The sequence below is a fragment of the Caldicellulosiruptor changbaiensis genome, assembly GCF_003999255.1.
GTDB classification, from domain to species: Bacteria; Bacillota; Thermoanaerobacteria; order Caldicellulosiruptorales; family Caldicellulosiruptoraceae; genus Caldicellulosiruptor; species Caldicellulosiruptor changbaiensis.
In genome coordinates this window covers 2,213,848-2,235,983 of sequence record NZ_CP034791.1, presented here as the reverse complement: position 1 = coordinate 2,235,983, position 22,136 = coordinate 2,213,848, and the positions used below count along the sequence as shown (strand labels likewise).

22 protein-coding genes and 1 riboswitch are annotated in these 22,136 nt (G+C 36.6%); of the genes, 20 read left to right on the top strand and 2 right to left on the bottom strand.

The features are described 5' to 3' along the window. Positions 1 to 10 precede the first annotated feature (10 nt). The 11 genes from ELD05_RS10875 to ELD05_RS10825 all read left to right on the top strand — a co-directional run bounded on the left by ELD05_RS10875 (position 11) and on the right by ELD05_RS10825 (position 10,388). Positions 11 to 1,501, top strand: a complete 1,491-nt coding sequence (locus ELD05_RS10875) for an HD-GYP domain-containing protein (protein ID WP_127352439.1) — start codon at positions 11 to 13, stop codon at positions 1,499 to 1,501. 61 nt (positions 1,502 to 1,562) lie between these two features. Then, a complete protein-coding gene (locus tag ELD05_RS10870; protein ID WP_011916368.1) occupies positions 1,563 to 2,147 on the top strand; it encodes an ANTAR domain-containing response regulator in 585 nt (194 codons plus the stop codon). Between the two features lie 12 nt (positions 2,148 to 2,159). Beyond that, on the top strand, positions 2,160 to 2,843 hold the full coding sequence (locus ELD05_RS10865) for a gamma-glutamyl-gamma-aminobutyrate hydrolase family protein (RefSeq protein ID WP_127352438.1): 684 nt from the start codon (positions 2,160 to 2,162) through the stop codon (positions 2,841 to 2,843). Positions 2,844 to 2,847: 4 nt separating this feature from the next. After that, complete coding sequence (locus ELD05_RS10860) at positions 2,848 to 3,630, top strand: mechanosensitive ion channel family protein (RefSeq protein ID WP_206516882.1); 783 nt, start codon at positions 2,848 to 2,850, stop codon at positions 3,628 to 3,630. Between the two features lie 47 nt (positions 3,631 to 3,677). Beyond that, a complete protein-coding gene (locus ELD05_RS10855) occupies positions 3,678 to 5,396 on the top strand; it encodes a proline--tRNA ligase (RefSeq protein ID WP_127352437.1) in 1,719 nt (572 codons plus the stop codon). Positions 5,397 to 5,517: 121 nt separating this feature from the next. Continuing rightward, entirely contained in the window at positions 5,518 to 6,144 is a 627-nt protein-coding gene (locus tag ELD05_RS10850) for a cyclase family protein (protein ID WP_127352436.1), read from the top strand. A 112-nt stretch (positions 6,145 to 6,256) separates the two neighbouring features. After that, positions 6,257 to 6,883: a phosphoribosyltransferase gene (locus ELD05_RS10845; RefSeq protein ID WP_127352435.1), complete on the top strand. Its 627-nt coding sequence runs from the start codon at positions 6,257 to 6,259 to the stop codon at positions 6,881 to 6,883. 100 nt (positions 6,884 to 6,983) lie between these two features. Further along, positions 6,984 to 7,508 (top strand): helix-turn-helix domain-containing protein, encoded by a 525-nt coding sequence (locus ELD05_RS10840; protein ID WP_127352434.1) that lies wholly within the window; start codon positions 6,984 to 6,986, stop codon positions 7,506 to 7,508. 22 nt (positions 7,509 to 7,530) lie between these two features. After that, positions 7,531 to 8,442, top strand: coding sequence for a quinate 5-dehydrogenase (locus ELD05_RS10835; protein ID WP_127352433.1), 912 nt, complete (start codon positions 7,531 to 7,533; stop codon positions 8,440 to 8,442). A gap of 24 nt (positions 8,443 to 8,466) precedes the next feature. Then, positions 8,467 to 9,333 carry a hypothetical protein gene (locus tag ELD05_RS10830; RefSeq protein ID WP_127352432.1) on the top strand — a complete coding sequence of 289 codons (867 nt, stop codon included), beginning with the start codon at positions 8,467 to 8,469 and terminating at the stop codon, positions 9,331 to 9,333. Positions 9,334 to 9,341: 8 nt separating this feature from the next. Then, positions 9,342 to 9,434, top strand: a riboswitch (NiCo riboswitch). Positions 9,435 to 9,530: 96 nt separating this feature from the next. Then, on the top strand, positions 9,531 to 10,388 hold the full coding sequence (locus ELD05_RS10825; RefSeq protein ID WP_127352431.1) for a cation diffusion facilitator family transporter: 858 nt from the start codon (positions 9,531 to 9,533) through the stop codon (positions 10,386 to 10,388). A 1-nt stretch (position 10,389) separates the two neighbouring features. Here ELD05_RS10825 and ELD05_RS10820 read toward each other — a convergent pair whose 3' ends face one another. After that, on the bottom strand, positions 10,390 to 10,875 hold the full coding sequence (locus tag ELD05_RS10820) for a DUF3368 domain-containing protein (protein WP_127352430.1): 486 nt from the start codon (positions 10,873 to 10,875) through the stop codon (positions 10,390 to 10,392). Further along, the gene (locus tag ELD05_RS10815; RefSeq protein ID WP_127352429.1) at positions 10,868 to 11,125 is read right to left on the bottom strand and encodes a UPF0175 family protein; all 258 of its coding nucleotides are present in this window, start codon (positions 11,123 to 11,125) and stop codon (positions 10,868 to 10,870) included. The genes ELD05_RS10820 and ELD05_RS10815 overlap by 8 nt, the downstream gene beginning before the upstream one ends. A 223-nt stretch (positions 11,126 to 11,348) precedes the next feature. Here ELD05_RS10815 and greA point away from each other — a divergent pair, with 223 nt between their 5' ends. From greA to ilvB, 9 genes are all read left to right on the top strand, one after another. After that, positions 11,349 to 11,837, top strand: coding sequence for a transcription elongation factor GreA (gene greA / locus ELD05_RS10810; RefSeq protein ID WP_127352428.1), 489 nt, complete (start codon positions 11,349 to 11,351; stop codon positions 11,835 to 11,837). 23 nt (positions 11,838 to 11,860) lie between these two features. Continuing rightward, on the top strand, positions 11,861 to 13,348 hold the full coding sequence (lysS, locus tag ELD05_RS10805; protein WP_127352427.1) for a lysine--tRNA ligase: 1,488 nt from the start codon (positions 11,861 to 11,863) through the stop codon (positions 13,346 to 13,348). Between the two features lie 115 nt (positions 13,349 to 13,463). Next, positions 13,464 to 14,465: an acyl-CoA dehydratase activase-related protein gene (locus tag ELD05_RS10800; RefSeq protein ID WP_127352426.1), complete on the top strand. Its 1,002-nt coding sequence runs from the start codon at positions 13,464 to 13,466 to the stop codon at positions 14,463 to 14,465. A 17-nt stretch (positions 14,466 to 14,482) separates the two neighbouring features. Next, positions 14,483 to 15,634, top strand: a complete 1,152-nt coding sequence (locus ELD05_RS10795) for a 2-hydroxyacyl-CoA dehydratase (RefSeq protein ID WP_127352425.1) — start codon at positions 14,483 to 14,485, stop codon at positions 15,632 to 15,634. Next, complete coding sequence (locus tag ELD05_RS10790; RefSeq protein ID WP_127352424.1) at positions 15,631 to 16,590, top strand: acyl-CoA dehydratase activase; 960 nt, start codon at positions 15,631 to 15,633, stop codon at positions 16,588 to 16,590. The genes ELD05_RS10795 and ELD05_RS10790 overlap by 4 nt, the downstream gene beginning before the upstream one ends. Positions 16,591 to 16,773: 183 nt before the next feature. Continuing rightward, a complete protein-coding gene (locus ELD05_RS10785; protein ID WP_127352423.1) occupies positions 16,774 to 17,496 on the top strand; it encodes a zinc-binding metallopeptidase family protein in 723 nt (240 codons plus the stop codon). A 254-nt stretch (positions 17,497 to 17,750) separates the two neighbouring features. After that, on the top strand, positions 17,751 to 18,632 hold the full coding sequence (gene ilvE, locus ELD05_RS10780; protein ID WP_127352422.1) for a branched-chain-amino-acid transaminase: 882 nt from the start codon (positions 17,751 to 17,753) through the stop codon (positions 18,630 to 18,632). 30 nt (positions 18,633 to 18,662) lie between these two features. Then, complete coding sequence (ilvD, locus tag ELD05_RS10775; RefSeq protein WP_127352421.1) at positions 18,663 to 20,321, top strand: dihydroxy-acid dehydratase; 1,659 nt, start codon at positions 18,663 to 18,665, stop codon at positions 20,319 to 20,321. Positions 20,322 to 20,348: 27 nt separating this feature from the next. Further along, a complete protein-coding gene (gene ilvB / locus ELD05_RS10770) occupies positions 20,349 to 22,007 on the top strand; it encodes a biosynthetic-type acetolactate synthase large subunit (protein ID WP_127352420.1) in 1,659 nt (552 codons plus the stop codon). Positions 22,008 to 22,136: the final 129 nt, after the last annotated feature.

Genomic DNA, 22,136 nt, shown 5'->3' with positions numbered 1-22,136 from the left:
AGGTTTGAAATTGAAGACACAAAAGAAACTATTAAAACATATTCTTGAATTTTTGGTAATTCTTCTCATCTGTTTTCCTTTGGGTATTCAAATTGCTAAGGTCTTTTGGAAACTTGAAAGTCCGATGTTTGAATATCTTCAACTTGCAAGTCTTTCTTCTGCCATGATTTTCTTTTCTATTTTCTATGTACTCAGATACAGTACTGTTTTAAAACAATATCGACTCTCTGAGAAAAAGCAAAAACTCATTATTAACAAATTAAAGGAAGAAAAAGAAACTATTGAAAAAGGGTATATTAACAGTATTCAGATGAACAAGGAAATGACAAGTATTGTAAAAAGACTAATTGATACACAGAGAGTACTCAAACAAAAAAATGAGTGGCTAAGAAGCTTTTTTGAGCTTACAACAGAGATTTTGAGCCTTTCAGATGCCTATGAAGTAATCAAACTACTGGGTAGTTTTGAAAGTAAGAGCTTAGGATTTTTGAGAATTAGTGTATATTTCAATAATCAAGACAATGTATTTAAACATTTGTGTTATTTCGGGAAAAAAGACCCTGATGAAGAGTTGCTGCTAAAAAAGGCAAGGGAAGATGTCAATATTGCTTACAAAATGGAGCAAAAGGATAATCTTCTTAAAATAGCTGTTCCAATGATATCAGAAGACAAGTGTGAAGGTGTTTGCTTTTTTACCATTAGATGTGACTTTTTAGAAAAGGAAGATATAAGTTATTACATAAGTATATGCAATTTCATAACAATAGCAATCAAAAATTCAATTTACTATTCAAATCTAAAGAAGCAGAAATTAGAGATTGAGGATTTGTATGAGAAAAGTACATATGTTAACGAAAAATTAAAAGAGACTATCGAGGAGCTAAATAAGTCAAAGGTTGAGCTGGAAAAGAAAAATGCTGAGATAGAGAGATTTTTTTATGAAATAATCCTTTGTCTGTCAAAGGCAATTGAGTACAAGGATTTGTATACAAAAGGACATTGTGAACGGGTACAATCTATTGCTTTAAAGATTGCAGATGAGCTTGGACTTTCTGAGGATGAGAAAGATGTTTTAAAGGTTGCCTGTCTTCTTCATGATATCGGTAAGATTGGTATCAAGGAGGAGATATTAAATAAAAAAGAGCCTTTATTACCTCAAGAGTATGAGGAAATAAAAAAACATCCGTTAATCGGATACAACATTCTAAAGGATTTAGACTTTATGGAGAGAATACAAAAAGTTATCTTGCAGCATCATGAAAGGGTGGATGGCAAAGGTTATCCGTATGGCTTGAAAGACGATGAGATTGATTTGTTGGCAAGAATAATTTCTGTTGCAGACGCATATGATGCTATGACATCAGACAGGCCTTATCGCAGAGCTTTTGCTAAGGATGAGGCTTTGAAGGAACTTCGAAGATGTGCAGGAAGCCAGTTTGATAAAAATATTGTAGAAAAACTTCTTAGTTTGGCACAAAAAGGAATGGTGATGTTTTTATAGAAAAAAGATATAAGGTGTGTTAAAATTATTTAATATAATATTCGATGGGGTATGACAAAAAATGTATAAAGTAATCTTGGCCATAAGAAATAAAAAGCTATTTGCCACTGTTAAAAGTTCTTTAATAGAAAATGGATACTCTATCGCAGATACAGCTTCTGATTTTTCTGACTGTCTCAGAAAGATAAGGGTGTTAAAACCTGATGTAGTAATTATGGAATATGGATTTAGTATAGGAAGTATGGTTGAGATAATAGATATTCTTAAAAATGACAAAATATGCCCTGTTGTAATTCTTGCAAACCAGGCACAAAAGTCTAACATAGAGAGTGTTATTTTAGAGGATGATGAATTTAATGTATTTTTATACAGTCCATTTAACAAATGGGCTTTTATTTCTTTTGTTGAGATGGTGGTTAGAAATTGGTCAAGATTAAGAAAATTGGAAGAACACATAAAAAAACTGCAGGATGATTTAGAGACAAGAAAACTTGTTGAAAGAGCAAAAGGAATCTTGATGAAAGAGCTAAAGCTTGATGAGGAGCTTGCAATGAGAAAACTTCAAAAACTCAGCATGGACCACCAAATGCCTATTAAAGAAGTTGCAAGAAGAATCATAGAATGGAAGATGAACAATAAACAGTAGAAGTTTTTGAAAATGAGGGTATTAGTTTTTGGCGGTTTTGACCTTGAAAAGTCACGCCTTTACGTAGTAAGCAACTATTTAGAGGTCCTGCTGAGCTTAAATGCTAAGGTTATTATCTTTCCACTCAGCGAGCTTGCAAAGGGAATGATAGAGGAGTACATAAATGAATGTGAGTGTGTACTTTTTTGTGGAGGTGAGGATTTACATCCGAGGTTTTATAAAAAAGAGCCAGAAAGAGGAATAAGAAAGATAAATCTTCTTCGAGATGAGATTGAGATTGAAGCAATGAAGCTTTCATATGAGCAAAACAAAAGAGTTTTAGCTATATGCAGAGGTATTCAGGTAATGAATGTTGCTTTTAGTGGTACATTAAAGCAAGACATAGACAAAGAAGGCTATATAAGCCACTTTCAAGATATGGACGGAAAGTATGGCTATCACACAGTAGAAATTAAGGGAAGGATTTTAAAGGAGATTTTTAAACGTGAAGAGATTTTAATCAATTCATTTCATCATCAGGCAATTGAAACTGTAGCTCAAGGCTTTTTAGTGGAGGCAACATCAAAAGACGGTGTGATAGAGGCTATCTCGAGACATGATAGGGACTTTTTTGTGGGTGTGCAGTGGCATCCTGAGCTAATGTGGAAGCAAGATGCTTTGCAATTTGAGCTTTTCAAAGAGTTTGTCAAGGGGTGAGTAAATGACATATCAAAAGATTGGGGAAATGCTTTTAAAGTACAGTGGTAAGATAATATACTCTATAATTATCCTGGCGGTTGGCTTTGTACTTTTAAAATTTTCAAATAAAATGCTTGAGAAATGGAAAAATAGAGAAAAAAGCAGTGTAATTCCATTTAACCAAAAACGGATAGATACTCTTGCGGCACTTTTTAAGAGTATTGTAAAATACTCTATATACTTTATTATGATTGTGCTTATACTTGAAAATTTTAATGTCTCAATCAAAACAATATTAGCAGTAGCTGGAATTGGAGGTTTGGCAATAGGTTTTGGTGCGCAGAGCCTTATTCGAGATGTCATAGCAGGGCTGTTTTTGATAATCGAAGACCAGCTATCTGTTGGTGACTATGTGACAATTGACGGGCGAAGTGGAATTGTAAAAGAGATGGGTATTAAAACCATCAAGATTCAGGATTATAACGGCTCAGTCCATATTATACCAAATGGTTCAATAGGTGCTATTACGAACTGGTCAAGGCACAACTCTAAAGCAATTGTTGATGTGAAGTTAAATACAAAGATGAGTTATGACGAGGTTTCTCAAAAACTAAAAGAGGTGTTTGAGGAGATTGAAAAGGAGTTTGAAGATGACATTGTAACACCGCCACAGATTTTAGGTATTGTTGATACTAACTGGATAGAATACACTTTAAGGATTGTGACTGAAACCAAACCGCTAAAACACTGGGATGTTGAAAGAGAGATGAGAAAGAAGATTATAGAAAAACTGTTTTTAAACTAAGTTTTATACTATAAAACAAACTTTCAGAAAGGGGAAAAATAGGAGACATGAAAGTATCTGAGCTTTTCATGCCAACAATGAAAGAGACACCTTCTGATGCCGAGATAGAATCACACAAACTTATGCTTCGCTCAGGTTTTATGAGACAGCTTTCATCAGGTATTTACGTTTATCTACCACTTGGATACAGGGTTTTGAGAAAGATTGAAAATATTGTGAGAGAAGAGATGGACAGAGCAGGTGCACAGGAAGTGCACATGTCAGCTTTGATGCCAAAGGAGCTGTGGGAAGAGTCTGGCAGGTGGGCAGTTTTTGGCCCTGAGATGTTCAGGGTAAAGGACAGAAATGAAAGAGAGTACTGCCTTGGACCGACTCACGAAGAGGCTTTTACTTACATTGTCAGAAATGAGATTACATCTTACAGAGACCTTCCAAAGATTCTGTATCAGATTCAAACAAAGTTCAGGGATGAGAGAAGGCCAAGGTTTGGTGTTATGCGCTGCAGAGAGTTTACAATGAAAGATGCATACTCTTTTGACATTGATGAAAAAGGCTTGGATATATCTTACAAGAAGATGTATGATGCATATGTACGAATATTTAAAAGATGCGGACTTGATGTAAAGATTGTTGAAGCTGATACAGGTGCAATGGGTGGATCAAACTCACATGAGTTTATGGTACCATCATCTGTTGGTGAGGCAGAGATTGCATACTGCAAGGCGTGTGGGTATGCTGCAAACTTGGAAAAGGCAGAGTGTTTAGATGAACCTGTTGAAAATACCGAAGAGATAAAGCAAATGCAAGAGGTCTATACTCCAAATGTAAGGACAATTGAAGAGCTTGTGAACTTTCTTAATATAGATGCAAAAAGATTTGTAAAGACAATGATATACAGGGCAGATGACAAGTTTGTTGCAGTTTTAGTTCGAGGCGACAGGGAGGTCAATGAAACAAAGCTCAAAAACCTTTTAAAGGCAAATGAGATTGAGCTGGCGAGTGCTGAAGATGTCGAGAGGATAACTGGTGCAAAGGTCGGGTTTGCAGGTCCTGTTGGACTTTCAATAGAAATCTATGCTGACAATGAGGTAAAATATCTCAAAAACTTTGTAGTAGGTGCTAACAAGACAGATTATCATATAAAGAATGTAAATCTTTCGGATTTTAAAGTAACAAAGTTTGCAGACCTCAGGAATATAACACAAGACGATCTTTGTCCAAAGTGCCGTTCTCAAAAAGTGACAATTGAAAGAGGAATTGAGGTTGGTCATATATTCAAGCTTGGCACAAAGTACACAGAAGCTTTTAATTGTGTGTACACAGACGAAAAAGGCGAAAAGAAACTTATGATTATGGGCTGCTATGGGATTGGCATCAACAGGACTGCCGCTGCTATAATTGAGCAGATGCACGATGAGGACGGAATAATTTGGCCAATTACTGTTTCACCATATGAGGTAATTGTGGTGCCTGTAAACATAAAGGATGAACAGCAGAGTAAGATAGCGTTTGAGATTTATGAAGATTTGCAGAAAAAAGGCGTTGAGGTTTTAATTGACGACAGAGATGAAAGGGCTGGTGTTAAGTTCAAGGATGCAGATTTGATAGGAATTCCGTTTAGAGTAACAATTGGAAGGAAAATAGCAGATGGGAGGATAGAGGTGCGAAACAGAAGAACAAAAGAGTCGGTTGAGGTAGACATAGAATCAGCAGTTGAGTTTATTTTAAATCTAATAAATGAAGAAAAGGCAAGATACGAGGTGTAAGTGAATACAAATGTTGAGACAGTAAAGGGAGCATTGATTGGCACTTTTCAGTGCTCCCTTTTGTTTTTATAGCTATTTTCGTTACTTTACAAAAAATTAAAAGAAAGGAGATTTGAATAATATGAAGATAATCGATGTAAGCCTTGACATCTCCAATGAGACCATTTCATTTCCAGGTGATCCAAAAGTTGAAGTAAAAAGAGTTTTTGACATCACAAAAGGTGATATTGCAACAGTGAGCAAACTCTCTTTGTCTTCACATACAGCAACACATATAGACGCACCTGCACATTTTATAAAAGGTGGGCTGACAGTTGACAAAATTCCTCTTGAACACCTAATGGGCAAGGTAAAGATTTTCGAGGTGCCAGAAGAGGATAAAATAACAAGGAGCTTTCTTGAGAAAAAGCATATAGAAAGAGAAAAAGCTATATTTTTCAAGACAAAAAACTCACAGTATTTAAATTCAAGCAAATTTTACGAAAAATATACGAGCCTTTCGCTTGATGCAGCAGAGTATCTCATAGAAAAGGGAGTAAAAGTTGTAGGCATTGATTACCTCTCAATAGAAGAGTTTGGTTCGGAAGATTATTCTGTTCACAAAAGCCTTCTTTCAAGTGGAATAATAATCATTGAAGGCTTAAGTTTGCTTAATGTTTCAGAAGGTGAATATGAGTTTATAGCTTTGCCCTTGAGAGTAAAAGGTTGTGATGGTGCCCCTGCAAGGGTAGTTTTAATAGAAAGATAGATATTGTACCATATTATACCATTTAAAAAGGCACCAGTTTGGTTAAATAAATATTAAGGTATCTTTTTTATTACTGTAAATGGTTTGTCGAGGAAAAGGAGTGAATTTAAAAATGTACTTTAAAGATAGAGTTGACGCAGGAAGGAAATTGGCAGAAAAATTAAAATCATTCAAGGAAAGACAAGATGTAACTCTTTTTGCAGTTCCAAGAGGTGGAATAGTTGTTGCAAAAGCGATTGCAGATGACCTTAAACTACCTTTAGATATTGTCTTGGCAAAGAAGATTGGAGCGCCTTTTAATGCTGAGTTTGCTATTGCAGCGGTTGATATAAACGGAGATATAGTTTTAAATACTGAGTACGTAGAATATTTTTCAATGAAAGAGGAATATATAGAACACCAAAAGAAAAGGGTTTTGAACAGCCTCAAACAACAGCTTATCAAGTACAGAGGAAAGCTGGAGTATGAGAGTTTGGAAAATAAAATAGCAATAATAGTTGATGATGGGATAGCAACAGGTGCAACCACAAAGGCGTGCATAAGATTTCTTTCAAAACTAAATCCTAAACAGATTTATATTGCAACTCCAGTGATTGCTCCGTCAACCCTAAAAGAACTTGAAAAAGAGTGTGATGGCATTTTTTATCTTATCAGTAGCGAGCCTTTCTGGGCGGTTGGACAGTTTTATATGGACTTTTCTGAGGTTTCAGAAGATGATATTAAAAAGCTTTTGAGCTAAAAATTTTTTAAATTCCGTGTGCACAAAAATGTTAACATAAAGAGGGTTTTTGTGGTATTATAAAATCAACAAGACCATGTTGGTAAAGTGGGATGAAAAGATGGATTTTTACAGGATAGGTGATAAAGTCATAAGCCTTCAGAAGATAATCGATGAGGTGAAAAGAATTCTTGATTTGCGTCAAAAGGGGCTTTCACAAATAGAGGTTGCTGAAAAGCTGAAAGTTGACAGGTCATTTATTTCAAAGCTTGAGGGTCTGGGTGAGGTTAGAAAAGGCAAAAATATAGCAGCAATAGGCTTTCCTATAAAGAACAAGCAAGAGGTTGAAGAGGTTTTGCGAAGTTACGGAATAAACTACTATCTATTGATGACAGAAGAAGAGAGAAATAATTTCATAAATTCGCTTTCTGCAGCACAGCTTCTAAATATTATGGGAGAGTATATAAACAACTTCAGAAGTTTTGATATTGTGATTGCAATGGGTTCAGATTTCAGGCTCAATTGGTTTAAAGCATTTTTGGATTGTGAGGTCATAACAATTCCACTTGGGAAATCTCCTCTAAAGTATGATGTTGAGGTGGATATAGAGGTTCTTAAAAAGATTTTGGATACAATTACTGAATAAAGAAAAGAGGCGATGATTTTTTATGAAAAGGGTAGTAAGTGTTAGCATTGGTTCAAGTAAGAGGAACCACAAAGTTTTTGCAAATATCAAAGGGGTGGAATTTGAAATAGAGAGAATTGGGACAGATGGAGATATAAAAAAAGCAATTGAGATTATAAAAAGTCTTGATGGAAAAGTAGACGCATTTGGCATGGGCGGAATTGACATTGTACTTTATGGTGGGGGGAAAAACTACGTAATCAGAGAGGCTATTCCTATTAAAGATGCTGCAAAAAAGACACCACTTGTCGATGGTACAGGTGTTAAAAATACATTTGAAAAATGGGTAATAAAATACCTTCAAGAAAACAATATCATAGATTTCAAAGGGAAAACTGCTCTTGTTGTATGTGCGCTTGACAGGTACAAACTTGCAGAAGGGCTTTATGAGGCAGGTTGCAGGCTCTTGCTTGGTGATGCACTGTTTGCGCTTGGAATTCCTTTTATGATAAAAAGCTTAAAGACCTTTTACTATCTGGCTGCCTTGCTTGTTCCGTTTATTATTAAACTTCCGTTCAGTATGCTATATCCTAATGACGATAAAAAAGAACAAGATCCTAAAAAGCTACAAAAGTATTGGAAATACTATAAGATTGCAGATATCATAGCAGGTGATTATAAATATATTCAAAAGTATATGCCAGATAGTTTGGAAAACAAGATAATAATCACTAATACTATTACAAAAGAGGATGTTGAAGATCTAAAAGCAAGGAAATTAAAAATGCTTGTCACAACAACACCAGAGTTTGATGGCAGGTCATTTGGTACGAATGTTGTTGAGGCAATACTTGTTGCCTTAACTGGAAAGCGGTTAGAAGAAATGAGTCAACAAGAGCTCGAAAAACTTATAAAAGAAATTGATTTTAAACCGAGAGTAGAAATATTCTATTAATAGATAAAAAATTTATGGTTTGGGTTGATTAAGATTTTTACAGTAACATTTTTGCTACATGGCGATGAAGAAATATTTTTAAAAAGATATCCTAAATACTTTCCCAGGATTTTAAAAAAAATTCTTCTCAGATGGTCTACACCAAAATATGAAGAGTATATAAGATATATAAATGGCATGGAGACAAAACTTGAGTTTTTTATTTTTCCGAGAATAGAGAAAATGGCAAAAAAATCTTCGAGGATATACAACTATATTCATCGTCAGAGGTCAAATAGCATAGTATTTCTTGACAAGTATTATCATACAAATATCTACATAAACTGTTATCTCACATATTATGTACTAAGGAGTATTATGAGAAAATATGGAACAACTTTAAAAAATAAGAAAATAGGTGTAATAGGGATTGAAAAGGCAAGAAAAACAGGTTTTCTCTATGAGATTGCTGAGCAGGTTGAAGTTTTATATGTCTTGAGTACTACTCAGCGATTTGAAAGGATAGCCGATGAGCTTTTGGGCGAGTTTGGGACTGTGTTAGTGAGGGCTTATGATTATGAAGAGATTCTGAATAAAATGGATATTGTTTTTGTGTTTGAGAATATAGAATGTCAGCCTCATCAAGAAAGGATTATAGTATGTTATCCTGAACAAGGAATTATTGAAGATGGGATATTTACAAAAAGGTTTATCTCATTAGATAATGTCAAGGTTGATTTTCTGCCTTTAAAAGAGATTGTTGTGTATGATAAAACGCCTTTTTGCAGTCTTTCACCGGCTATGATAGGAGTTTTGAGTGAGAAACTTCTTTTTACTTATATTACCAGCTTTTCAGAAGCTAAGAGTGTATTTACAAAAAGCTTTTTTGATGTTAAAATAGAATTCAAGTGAAAGTAAATAAAGTAAAAAGTGGTCAGAAAAGAGCAAAAAGTTTGCTCTTTTCGGGCCTGAGCAAAATCAGGCAGCAGGAGAGAAAAGCCTGCGGGACCCATGTTTTTATTAAAACATGAGTCTTCGCAGGATTTTTTTATTCTAAAGCCTCCATTTATAAAAAAGCTAATTTTAGAAAGGAGTTTGAAGAATAGTTTATGGATAAGCAGGGAGCTGCACTTTTGTCAGTTTTTTCAAACACCACATTGATTTTATTTAAACTGATTGCAGGAGTAGTAATGGGGTCGGTCTCTGTTATTTCAGAGGCTATTCACTCAGGGATTGACCTTTTGGCAAGTATTGTTGCATATTTTTCTATAAGACAGGCAAGAAAACCTGCAGATAGCGACCATCCTTTTGGGCACGGCAAATTTGAAAACGTCTCGGGTGCCTTTGAGGCCATTTTGATATTCTTGGCAGCTACTCTGATAATTTATGAGGCCATAAAGAAAATAATACACAAGGGGGAGATTGAGAGTATAAATGCAGGTATTGGGGTTATGCTAATTTCAGCCATTGTCAATCTTTTTATATCTTCAAAACTCTTTAAGATTGCCCAAAAAACCGACTCGGTCGCTTTAGAAGCTGACGCAATGCATCTTTTTACTGATGTATTTACTTCATTTGGCGTATTCTTAGGGCTTCTTGTAATCAAATTTACACATATATACATCTTAGACCCAATAATAGCTATAATTGTCGCTTTAATGATAATAAAGGCTTCTATAGATCTTACAAAAAAAGCTTTGTGTGATCTTGTTGACAAAAGCCTTCCTCAAGAAGAGATAAAACTGATAGAGGATATCATAAAAAAGTATTCACAGGTGACAAGTTATCACAAGCTTAGAACAAGAAAGAGTGGCGACAGAAGGGAGATTGATGTTCATATACGAATGGAAAACTCAACAACTTTGATTGATGCACACAATCTTTGTAATATGATTGAGGATGAGATTAAAAATGCCCTGCCAAACTCTTATATAACAATTCATATAGAGCCAGAGGATGAAGAATGATTTATTTTTCTTTGGCAATTTCCAAAATTTGGTTATACAAATCTTTGCCAATATAAATTTTGTTTTTTATTAATTCATCAAGAAACGGTTTAACGTGTTGAATTAACCCTTTTTCTTTAGCTTTAATTAGAATACCAATAGTACCTGTTACTTTCAAGCCAAATAAGTTTGCATATTTTCTTGCAAGGTAATCATCAATAACGCAAAGTTCGGCATTTATTTCTTTTGCTAAGATTATTACTTCTACTTCGCCCTTATGCAATGAAGTCGAAAAAAATTTTTTAGCTTCTTCATTTTTAATTTTTTCTATGACAATAAATTCATGCTTTTTAACATTTATTCTTTTGTCTTCAGGGCCACTTAACGCAACTTCTTCGTACACAGCATATGGAATATAAACTTTTTCATAAAGGGACTTTAACAAATATAGTTTATTAATAGAGTTAAGAGCAATTATAGGAGTGGAATTATCTATTACTTTACGCATTTTGAACATCCTCTATTATTTCATTTGGGTGGTCAAAATTAAATATTGAAATTCCTTGTTCAGCCAAGTATTTAATAAATTCTTCCTCACTGAGGTTTGCAAGTTCAGCCGCTTGACCAATTGATAATTTTTTTTCTTTATAATACTTTGCGGCAATTAACTTTTTTATTTCAGCAGATAATTTGTTTTCGTCTTCCCGTAAAGCCAAGAATATTTCTAGAGGAAATTCTATATTGATATTTTTTTGCATCGTTTATACACCTTCTTTTTATACAAGAGTTTTCTTTATATTATACCATACTTGATAAGGAATTTCTGCAATGAATCTCAACTTTTCTTTCTTGACATAAAAAGTCCTTTGGTTTATAATTGACAAAAGTTAAAATGTTCAAGCATAAATTATATATCAATAAACTAAAATTAATCTTAAAAACGAGATTTCAATTTTCTTCATAGAAAAAGGGGAGGAAAAAATGGCAAGAGAAATGGATACAGCAAAGTTTCAACTTTCTCGTGAGGCTTATGAAAAGTACTTAAAAGAGCTTGAAAATCTAAAGACTGTTAAAAGAAAAGAGGTTGCTGAAAAGATAAAGATTGCACGTTCATTTGGTGACCTTTCCGAAAACTCTGAGTACGACGAAGCAAAAGCAGAGCAGGCAGCTTTGGAAGAGAGGATTGCATACTTAGAAAAGCTTATAAACAATGCAAAGATAATTGACAAAGATGAAGTTTCAACTGACTTTGTGGGGATTGGTACAAACGTCAAGATTCAAAATGTAGATACAGGTGAGATTGTTGAGTATTCCATCGTTGGTTCAAAAGAGGCAAATCCCTTTGAGTTTAAGATTTCTGATGAGTCACCTGTTGGCAAAGCACTAATTGGCAAAAAAGTTGGAGATGTTGTGGAGGTTACTGTTCCTGCAGGAAAGTTCAGATATAAGATACTTGAGATATCAAAATAAAAAGACGGAGTTGGTGAAAGGATATGCAGGAGTTTGAGTTTACACAAGAGGAACTAAACGAGCAGATACAAAATAGGATAAAGAAACTAAGAGAACTTCAGCAAAATAAGTACAATCCATACGAAAAGGTAAAGTATGATTCTACTCATTATTCAACAGAGATTAAAGAAAATTTTGAGAAGTTTGAAGGTCAGTTTGTCTCTGTTGCAGGAAGAATGCTATCAAAAAGGGGTCATGGTAAGGCTTCGTTTGTTGATATTTTAGATCCAAAAGGGAAAATTCAAATTTATATTAAGATTGATGAAGTTGGCGAGGAGAAATACCAGGAGTTCAAAGAATACTATGATATTGGCGATTTTATAGGCGTCAAAGGTGAGGTCTTCAGGACACACAAAGGCGAGATTTCAATCAAGGCTAAAGAGATTGAGATGCTTACAAAGTGTCTTAGGCCTCTTCCTGAAAAATGGCACGGCTTGAGAGATGTGGATACAAGATACAGAAAAAGATACCTTGATTTGATTGTAAATCCCCAGGTGAGAGATACATTTATAAAAAGGAGTTTAATAATTCGTTCAATTAGAAAGTATTTAGATGACAGAGGCTTTTTAGAGGTAGAAACGCCAGTTTTGAGTCCTATTGCGGGTGGTGCTGCCGCAAGGCCGTTCATTACTCACCACAACGCACTTGACATTGACCTGTACCTTAGAATAGCAACAGAGCTTCATTTAAAAAGGCTTATTGTTGGCGGGTTTGATAAAGTTTACGAGCTTGGTCGTGTGTTTAGAAACGAAGGTATCTCAATCAAGCACAATCCAGAATTTACAACAATTGAGATTTATCAGGCCTATGCTGATTATAAAGATATGATGAATTTAACCGAAGAGCTAATAACAACTGTTGCAAAAGAGGTTTTGAGAACGCTAAAAATAACATATCAGGGGCAAGAGATTGACTTGACACCACCTTGGCAAAGGCTTACAATGATTGATGCGATAAAAAAATATGTAGGAGTTGACTTTTCACAGGTTTCTTCTTTGGATGAGGCAAGAAAGATTGCAAAAGATCTTGGTATTGAGGTTGAGGAAAACTGGCAAGTAGGCCACATTATAAACGAGGTTTTTGAGCAAAAGGTTGAGGACTTTTTAGTCCAGCCCACATTTATTATGGACTATCCAGTTGAGGTATCACCACTTGCAAAGAGAAAAAAAGACAATCCACAGTTTACAGAAAGGTTTGAACTTTTCATAACATGCAGGGAGATTGCGAACGCTTTTTCGGAGCTAAACGACCCATTTGACCAAAGAGAGAGGTTCTTAGAACAGCTGAAAGAAAGGCAAAGAGGTAACCAAGAAGCTCACATGATGGACGAGGACTTTTTAGAAGCGTTAGAGTACGGAATGCCACCGACAGGTGGGCTTGGCATTGGGATTGACAGACTGGTGATGCTTTTAACAGATTCATACTCTATCAGGGATGTTTTACTCTTTCCGACAATGAGACCAAAAGACTAACCAAGAAAGGGGCAGTTGTTTTTTCAAAAGATAGCTGCCCCTTTTTTTAGACACCTATTTTGGATTGTGTTATAATAGTAAAGGATACAATAGAGGTTAAAGGAGATAAATCTTTATGAAGATAGCGATTCCCCATGCACTTTTATATTACTATTATTTTCCGCTGTGGGATACCTTGTTTAAAGAGCTTGGCTTTGAAGTAGTTGACACTGGAATAACAAATAAAGACATTCTTGACAAAGGCTCTAAAGCTGCTGTGTCTGATATTTGTGCGCCAATTAAGATTTTTACCGGACATGTAATAGAGGGTCTTGAAAAGGCAGATTATGTATTTGTACCAAGATTTGCACGAATAAGAAAACCGGAATATTTTTGTCCTAAGTTTATGGGACTTCCTGATATAATTGAAGGAACTGTTGAAGGAAGTCATGGAAGAGTTATTTCGCCAATAATAAATGAAAAAAACAATGAAGATATTAGTTCACCAAAAACATATGATATATTGACAGATATATTTGGATTTTCACACAGAGAGATAAGGCTTGCCTTAAAAAAGGCTGAGGAGGTATTTTTGAGGTTTAAAAATTTGCTTCACAGTGGACTTACCTGTGACAAGGCACTTGAGAGCTACAAGCTACAGCGATGGGAGAAGGATTTGGGAAAGGTCAAAAAAGATGGAGAAGTAACAATTGCTGTTTTAGGATATGTCTATGATGTTTATGACTCATTTATCAGCATGGATGTAATAAAAAAACTGGAAGCAATGAATGTGAATATAAAAACCTTTGAAATGGTACCAATAGATATTGCATATGAAAACCTCAGACACTACAGAAAAAGGCTATTCTGGACGTTTTCAAACAGGGTACTTGGCGCAGGTCTTTTCTATCTCAAAGACCCAGAAGTTGATGGACTAATTCATGTAACGGCGTTCGGATGTGGCCCTGATGCCATTGTTGGAAGGTTTTTGCAGTATGAAAGCGATGTTGCAGGGAAGCCTTTTACGACCTTGAGGGTGGATGAGCACACAGGTGAAGGGCACATGCTTACAAGAATAGAAGCGTTTGTGGATATGTTAAAGAGAAAGAAATGGGCAAGTGTTTCGCGTGGAGTTTAGTGCGGAGGTAATTGAAAATGAAGGTTTCGTTTCCATATATGGGCTCAGCAATTGTGTACAAGAAGCTTTTTGAGTTTTTAGAACATGAAGTTATAATGCCCCCAAAACCAACGCAGAGGACAATGGACCTTGGTGTGAAGTACTCACCCGAGTTTGCTTGTATTCCTTTAAAGATGGTCATGGGCACATACTTAGAGGCTATTGAAAAGGGTGCAAAGGTGCTTGTGACCTCTGGCGGGCACGGGCCTTGCAGAGCAGGTTTTTATGGTGACACTCACAGGAACATTTTAAAGTCGCTTGGTTATGACGATGTTGAACTTATAATATTCGACGCACCACAGGATAACTGGAAGGCATTTTGGAGAAATGTCCAAAAAATCCGAAATGGTGTTCCATGGCCTAAAGTAATAAACAGAATGTATACATTATACAGGTTTGTCCAGAAGTTAGATGAGCTTGAAAAGATGGTTCAAAAGATAAGACCTTATGAAATCAATAAAGGTCAGACAACTCAAGTGTGGAATGAGATCCAAGAAAAGTTTGACAAGATAAAGACACGAAAAGAGCTTTATAAAGTATATGAAGAGTGCAAGAATATGCTCCTTAGCATTCCCACAAAGGAAGTTGATGAAAGAGATAAAATTAAGGTTGGTATTGTTGGTGAGATTTACGTTGTTATGGAAAGTTCAATTAATTTTGGCATAGAAGAGATTTTAGGCAATCTTGGTGTTGAGGTTGAAAGAAGCTTATATCTTTTTGAGTGGATAAACGACAATTTAGTCCCATGGGCACTTCGACCGAAGAGGTTTAAAGAGATAATTAAAAAAGGACAAAGATATATAAAGATTCTGATAGGTGGGCATGCAGTTGAAACAGTTGGACATATTATAGACTTTAAAGAAAGAGGGTTTGATGGAATTGTACACCTAATGCCGTTTGCATGCTTGCCTGAGCTTGTGACACAAAGCTTGATTCCAAAGATTTCAAAAGAGGTTGATATTCCAATCCTATCTTTGCCAATTGATGAGCAAACAGGAAAGGCAAATATGCTAACAAGAATAGAAGCCTTTGTTGACCTTTTGAGAAATAGAAAGAAAGGAAAGACAAATGAGGTCCTTATAAATAATCTCCAACAACATGCTGATGAAGAAAGGGTTGTCATGGTATGAAGAGTATTTACATAGGCGTTGATGTTGGTTCTGTGTCTACAAATGTTGTTGCGATTGACAAAGATGTAAATGTCCTTTTTAAGACATATATCAGGACAAATGGGCAACCAATTGACTCTGTTAAAGAGGGAATACGGCAACTAAAAGAGAGTCTTGGAGATGTTGAGGTCTTAGGGGTTGGCACAACTGGTTCAGGCAGACAGCTTGCAGGAGCAATCTTGGGTGCGGATGTTATAAAAAACGAAATAACAGCACATGCGACAGCCACAATCCATTTTGTTCCAAATGTTAGGACAATCTTTGAGATAGGAGGACAGGACTCAAAAATAATAATTATCAAAGACCAGATGGTTGTGGACTTTGCAATGAACACTGTATGTGCAGCTGGTACGGGTTCTTTTTTGGACCATCAGGCAGAAAGACTCAAAATTCCAATTGAGCAGTTTGGTGACTTGGCACTGTCAGCAAAAAATTCTGTCAGGATTGCAGGAAGGTGTACTGTGTTTGCAGAGTCAGATATGATTGCAAAGCAGCAGTTTGGATTTTCAAAGGCTGAGATTATAAGAGGGCTTTGCGATGCGCTTGTGAGAAATTACTTGAACAATGTTGGAAGGGGCAAAAACTTAGAACCACCGTTTGTTTTCCAGGGCGGAGTTGCAGCAAACAAGGGCATAAAAGCTGCGTTTGAAAGAGAGCTAAAAAGCGAAATTATTGTCCCCGAACACTTTAACGTTATGGGGGCAATAGGTAGCGCAATATTGGCAAAGGATTATGTTGAGAAAAACAAGGTAAAGACAAATTTTAGAGGCTTTGATGCAGCAGATATTGAATTTACAACCTCATCTTTTGAGTGCAAAGGATGTTCTAACAGGTGTGAGGTTGTAAAAGTCTCAATGGAAGGAAAAGTTATTGCAATGTGGGGAGACAGGTGCGGCAAGTGGACAAATTCTTTATAAAATATTTTCTCAATAAAATATTTTCCCAGCCATGGGCGAATCCCATGGTTTTTTTAGTTTTCCATGAAAAATTTTTATATATTCTCACCAAAAAAGTGATATAATAAAAATAAAGAAACATTTAAGAAGGTACCATGCCATGTCCGAGGGGTAAGAGATTATATAAGGTCACTTCTTTTAAAGATGTGCGCGATAGAGTCCTACCCTGGCAAAGAGGAAGAGCTGAAAGAGTTTGTAGAAAATGAACTGAGTGAGATGCTGGTTTTCTATGATGATGACAAGCAAAACAATCTATTTGGTGAAAGAGGAAAAAATCCAAAAGTACTTTTAAATGCCCATCTTGACTCTGTAGGAAGTGAAGAGATGGGCAAAAACTGGATGATGGAAGTAGTTTACGATGAAAAAACGGATAGAATTGAAGGAAACGGTACAAGACCAATAGGCGCTGATGACAGATGCGGAATTGCAATCATTTTGGCTCTTTTGAGATTTACCCACTACCAGTTCAAATTTCTCCTCACAACTTCCTGCGAAGACGAACATAGAGGAGTAATATTTTTCATTGAAAACCATCCAGAGTTTTTCAAAGGTGTAAATCTTGTGATTGGCCTTGACAGACGGGGTTTTGGCGATGTTGTCTGCAGCTATGGTGGCAAAGATGTATGTTTTAAGAAAGAATGCATTGACAAGGTAATTGAAATAGGCAAAAGTTTAGGAATTCCAGCAAAGAAAGAAAAAAGTCCTCACATTGCCGATATAAGATACATCGCTGACAGGTTTGGAATAAGCAGCTTTTGTCTTTCTGTTGGTTATTACAATCCTCACACCCCATCTGAATATGCAGTGTTGGATGAGGTTGTCGAGACGTACAAGTGGATGTGCAGAATTTTAGAATGTGTGCAGTAAAGCTTTTTAGGACCTCAGTTTTGAGGTCTTTTTCTTTTTTGTTATTGTCTTTCTAATTTCTCTTAGGTATAATGTATAAAAATAACTTCAACTTTTTATGTAGTCTCTTCTCAGAAGAAAAAATCATTAAAAAAATGCAAAGTGGTACAAAAAAACATGTCGACATAAGTTTTTAAGTGTTATACAATAAATAATTAATCATCTTTTAGTTTTTCCTGAAAAAATTAATAATGCACATAGGGGGAAATGTTCCGATGGAAGAAAAACTAATATACATCGATGGGGAGTTTTATAAAAAATCAGAGGCAAAAGTATCAGTGTTTGACCATGGGTTTTTGTATGGCGATGGGGTGTTTGAAGGAATAAGAGTTTACAACGGAAAGATTTTTAAATGTAAAGAACATGTGGACAGGCTGTATCAAGCAGCAAAGGCTATTTACATGGAAATTCCAATATCAAAGGAAGAGATAATTGAGGCTTTAAAGAAGACATGCAGAGTTAATAACATAAAAGATGGGTATATAAGGCTTGTTGTGTCACGCGGTGTTGGTGATTTAGGCCTCTCACCCACTAAATGTCCAAAACCGACAATTGTCATCATTGCTGACTCAATTGTTTTATATCCACAGGAAATGTATGAAAAGGGAATGAAGGTTATTACTGCTTCAACAAGAAGGAATAGTCCTCAGTGTTTAGACCCTCAGATAAAGTCATTGAACTATCTAAATAACATCTTAGCAAAGATTGAGGCAAACATGGCAGGTGTACCAGAGGCTATAATGCTCACACAAGATGGTTATGTTACAGAGTGCACGGGTGATAATATCTTCATTGTAAAGGATGGCGAGCTTATCACACCACCTGTTTACCTTGGAGCTTTGGATGGTATTACAAGAAGAACTGTGATGAAACTTGCAAAAGATCTTGGTATTCCTGTGTATGAAAAAGTGTTCACACTATTTAACCTTTACAATGCAGATGAGTGTTTCTTTACGGGCACGGCAGCAGAGGTTATAGCAGTCACAGAGGTTGATGGAAGAAAAATAGGCAATGGTGAGGTCGGACCGATTACAAAAAAACTAATGGAAGAATTCAAAAAACTTACACTTGTTGATGGTGTTGATATATATGACTAAAGTATTCTTTTAAAGGAGCTGTGAAAAATAATGAGGAGTGACATTGTAAAAAAAGGTTTTGAAAAAGCGCCTCAGCGCTCGCTTTTCAAGGCAATGGGATATACAGATGAAGAACTCAAAAGGCCTTTGATTGCTGTTGTAAATTCATGGAACGAAGTGGTTCCTGGGCATATTCACCTTGACAAGATTGCAGAGGCAGTAAAAGCAGGTATCAGACTTGCAGGTGCAACACCTATAGAGTTTAACGTAATTGGTGTGTGTGATGGAATTGCAATGGGTCATATTGGAATGAAGTATTCTCTCATCACAAGAGAACTGATTGCAGACTCAATTGAAGCAATGGTAATGGCACATCAGTTTGATGGCATGGTCTTGATTCCAAACTGCGACAAGATTGTACCAGGAATGCTGATGGCTGCAGCAAGAGTGAATATCCCAAGCATACTTATAAGCGGCGGTCCAATGCTTGCTGGCAAGGTAGATAATAAGGTATGTGATTTGAATTCTGTGTTTGAAGCAGTAGGTGCGTACTCTGCTGGCAAGATTACCGATGAGGAGCTTTTTGCTCTGGAAGAGAATGCATGCCCTGGTTGTGGTTCTTGTTCTGGCATGTTCACAGCAAACACAATGAACTGTTTGAGCGAAGTACTTGGAATGGCTCTTCCTGGGAATGGCACAATTCCGGCTGTGATGGCAGCACGAATCCGCCTTGCTAAAATAGCCGGGATGAAGATAGTTGAGCTTGTAGAAAGAGACATAAAACCATCTGATATTTTAACAATTGAGGCATTTGAAAATGCCTTGACAGTTGATATGGCGCTTGGTGGGTCAACAAACACCATTTTGCACCTTCCTGCAATAGCAAATGAGGTTGGTATTAAGCTAAACCTTGATATTATAAATGACATCAGTGACAGAACACCAAACCTTTGCAAACTTTCACCAGCAGGGCATTACCACATCGAAGACCTTTACTTTGCGGGCGGCGTTCAAGCTGTTATGAATGAGCTTTCTAAAAAAGGTTTGATTCATTTGAATCTTTTGACAGTTACAGGGAAAACTGTGGGAGAGAATATCAAAGATGCAAAAGTTAAAGATTACAATGTAATCAGGCCAATCGGCAATCCATATTCTGAAACAGGCGGGCTTGTGATTGTAAGAGGCAACCTTGCACCAGATGGTGCTGTTGTCAAGAAAAGTGCTGTGCCGCCAAAGCTAATGAAGCACAGAGGACCTGCGCGCGTGTTTGAAAGCGGTGAAGAGGTGTTTGAAGCAATCTTGAAAGGGAAAATTCAAAAGGGCGATGTGATTGTTATAAGATACGAAGGTCCCAAAGGCGGACCGGGGATGAGAGAGATGCTCTCACCGACATCAGCTTTGGCAGGTGTTGGACTAATTGAAGATGTTGCACTCATCACCGATGGAAGGTTTTCTGGTGCAACACGAGGCGCTTGTTTTGGCCATGTATCACCAGAGGCAGCAGAGAGAGGTCCGATTGCAGCTGTGCAAGATGGAGATATCATCTCGATTGACATAGAAAATAAAACTCTTACCTTAGAGGTGCCTGAAGAAGAAATAAAAAGAAGACTTGAAAGTCTTGGGCCATTTGAGCCAAAAGTGAAAAAGGGGTATCTTTACAGATACTCAAAACTTGTAAGGTCAGCGTCAACTGGTGCTATACTTGAATAAAAATCTTGGTTTGGGGGTTGTGGTATTTTGAAGCTGACAGGTGCAGAGATTATTATTGAGTGTTTAAAAGAACAAGGGGTAAAAGAGGTATTTGGATATCCTGGTGGTGCTGCCCTGAATATCTACGATGCGCTTTATAAACATCAAAATGAGATAAAACACTATTTGACATCGCACGAACAGCACGCCTCCCATGCTGCAGACGGGTATGCAAGAGCATCTGGCAAGGTTGGGGTTGTGTTTACAACCTCAGGCCCCGGTGCTACAAATATTGTTACAGGTATTGCAACAGCCTACATGGACTCAGTACCAGTTGTTGCAATAACAGGTCAGGTGCCAACAAACTTGCTTGGCAAAGACTCGTTCCAAGAGGTTGATATAACAGGTATTACTATGCCAATTACAAAGCACAATTTTATTGTAAAAGATGTAAATGTTTTAGCCGATACCATTCGACGTGCATTTGAAATTGCGCAAAGTGGAAGACCGGGACCTGTTTTGGTTGACGTATGCAAGGATGTTACTGCGCAGTATGCTGAATATGAGAGAAAGGAGCCAAAGAAAATTAGGAAAAAGGTTTTTGCAACACAAGAAGAGATAGAAAAAGCGATTGAGCTTATAAATTCAAGTCAAAGACCTTTTATCTGCTCAGGCGGAGGGGTTATTTCGTCAGAGGCATCAGAAGAGCTCATTCAATTTGCAGAAAAGATAAATGCGCCAGTTGCAACAACTTTGATGGGTGTTGGTGGATTCCCATCAACTCATCCAAACTATACAGGGCTTGTTGGAATGCATGGAAGTCGTGCTTCTAACTATGCAGTTTCACACTGTGACCTTTTGATTGCTATTGGTGCGAGGTTTTCAGACAGAGTAATAAGCAAGGTAGACAGGTTTGCGCCAAATGCCAAGATTATTCACATAGACATTGACCCTGCTGAAATAGACAAGAATGTGAGCACAGATATTGCCTTGATTGGTGATGTAAAGCAGATATTGAAAATCTTGGTTGAAAATGTACAGAAGAAGACTAACACAGACTGGATAGAGATGATTTATGAATGGAAGAAAAACTATCCTTTGAGCTATCCTCAAGATGGCAAGCTTCATCCACAGTATGTTGTTGAGAGAATTTCTGCTCTTACCAACAACGATGCAATAATCACAACAGAGGTTGGACAAAACCAGATTTGGGCAGCACAGTTTTACAAATACCAAAGGCCAAGACAGTTTATTTCTTCAGGTGGTCTTGGTACAATGGGTTATGGTTTTGGTGCAGCAATTGGAGCAAAGATAGCAAGACCAGACAAAGTAGTAATTGATATTGCAGGAGATGGAAGTTTTAGAATGAACTGTGGCGAGCTTGCAACAGCTGTTCACTACAACATTCCTGTGATAGTTGCACTGCTTAACAATGGTGTGTTGGGCATGGTTCGCCAGTGGCAGGACCTTTTCTATGGAAAAAGATTTTCTCAAACAACCCTTGACAGGCCACCAGATTTTGTAAAGCTTGCAGATGCATACGGTGCACTTGGCATAAGAGTTACATCACCAGATGAGGTTGACGGGGCTATTTTAAAAGCGTTAGAGGCAGGAAGACCAACTGTAATTGACTTTGTAATTGACAAGGACGAAAAAGCGCTGCCAATTGTCCCACCCGGTGCGCCAATTGATGAGATTATTGATTAGAAAAGACCAATAAATGGAGTATGATTTTTTACAGCGTTTTTTGTATTAATTATTATAGCGCGGAAATATATCAAAAAATAATAAGGTAGGAGAAGAATGGTAGAATATTATATTACCGGTATTTTTTAT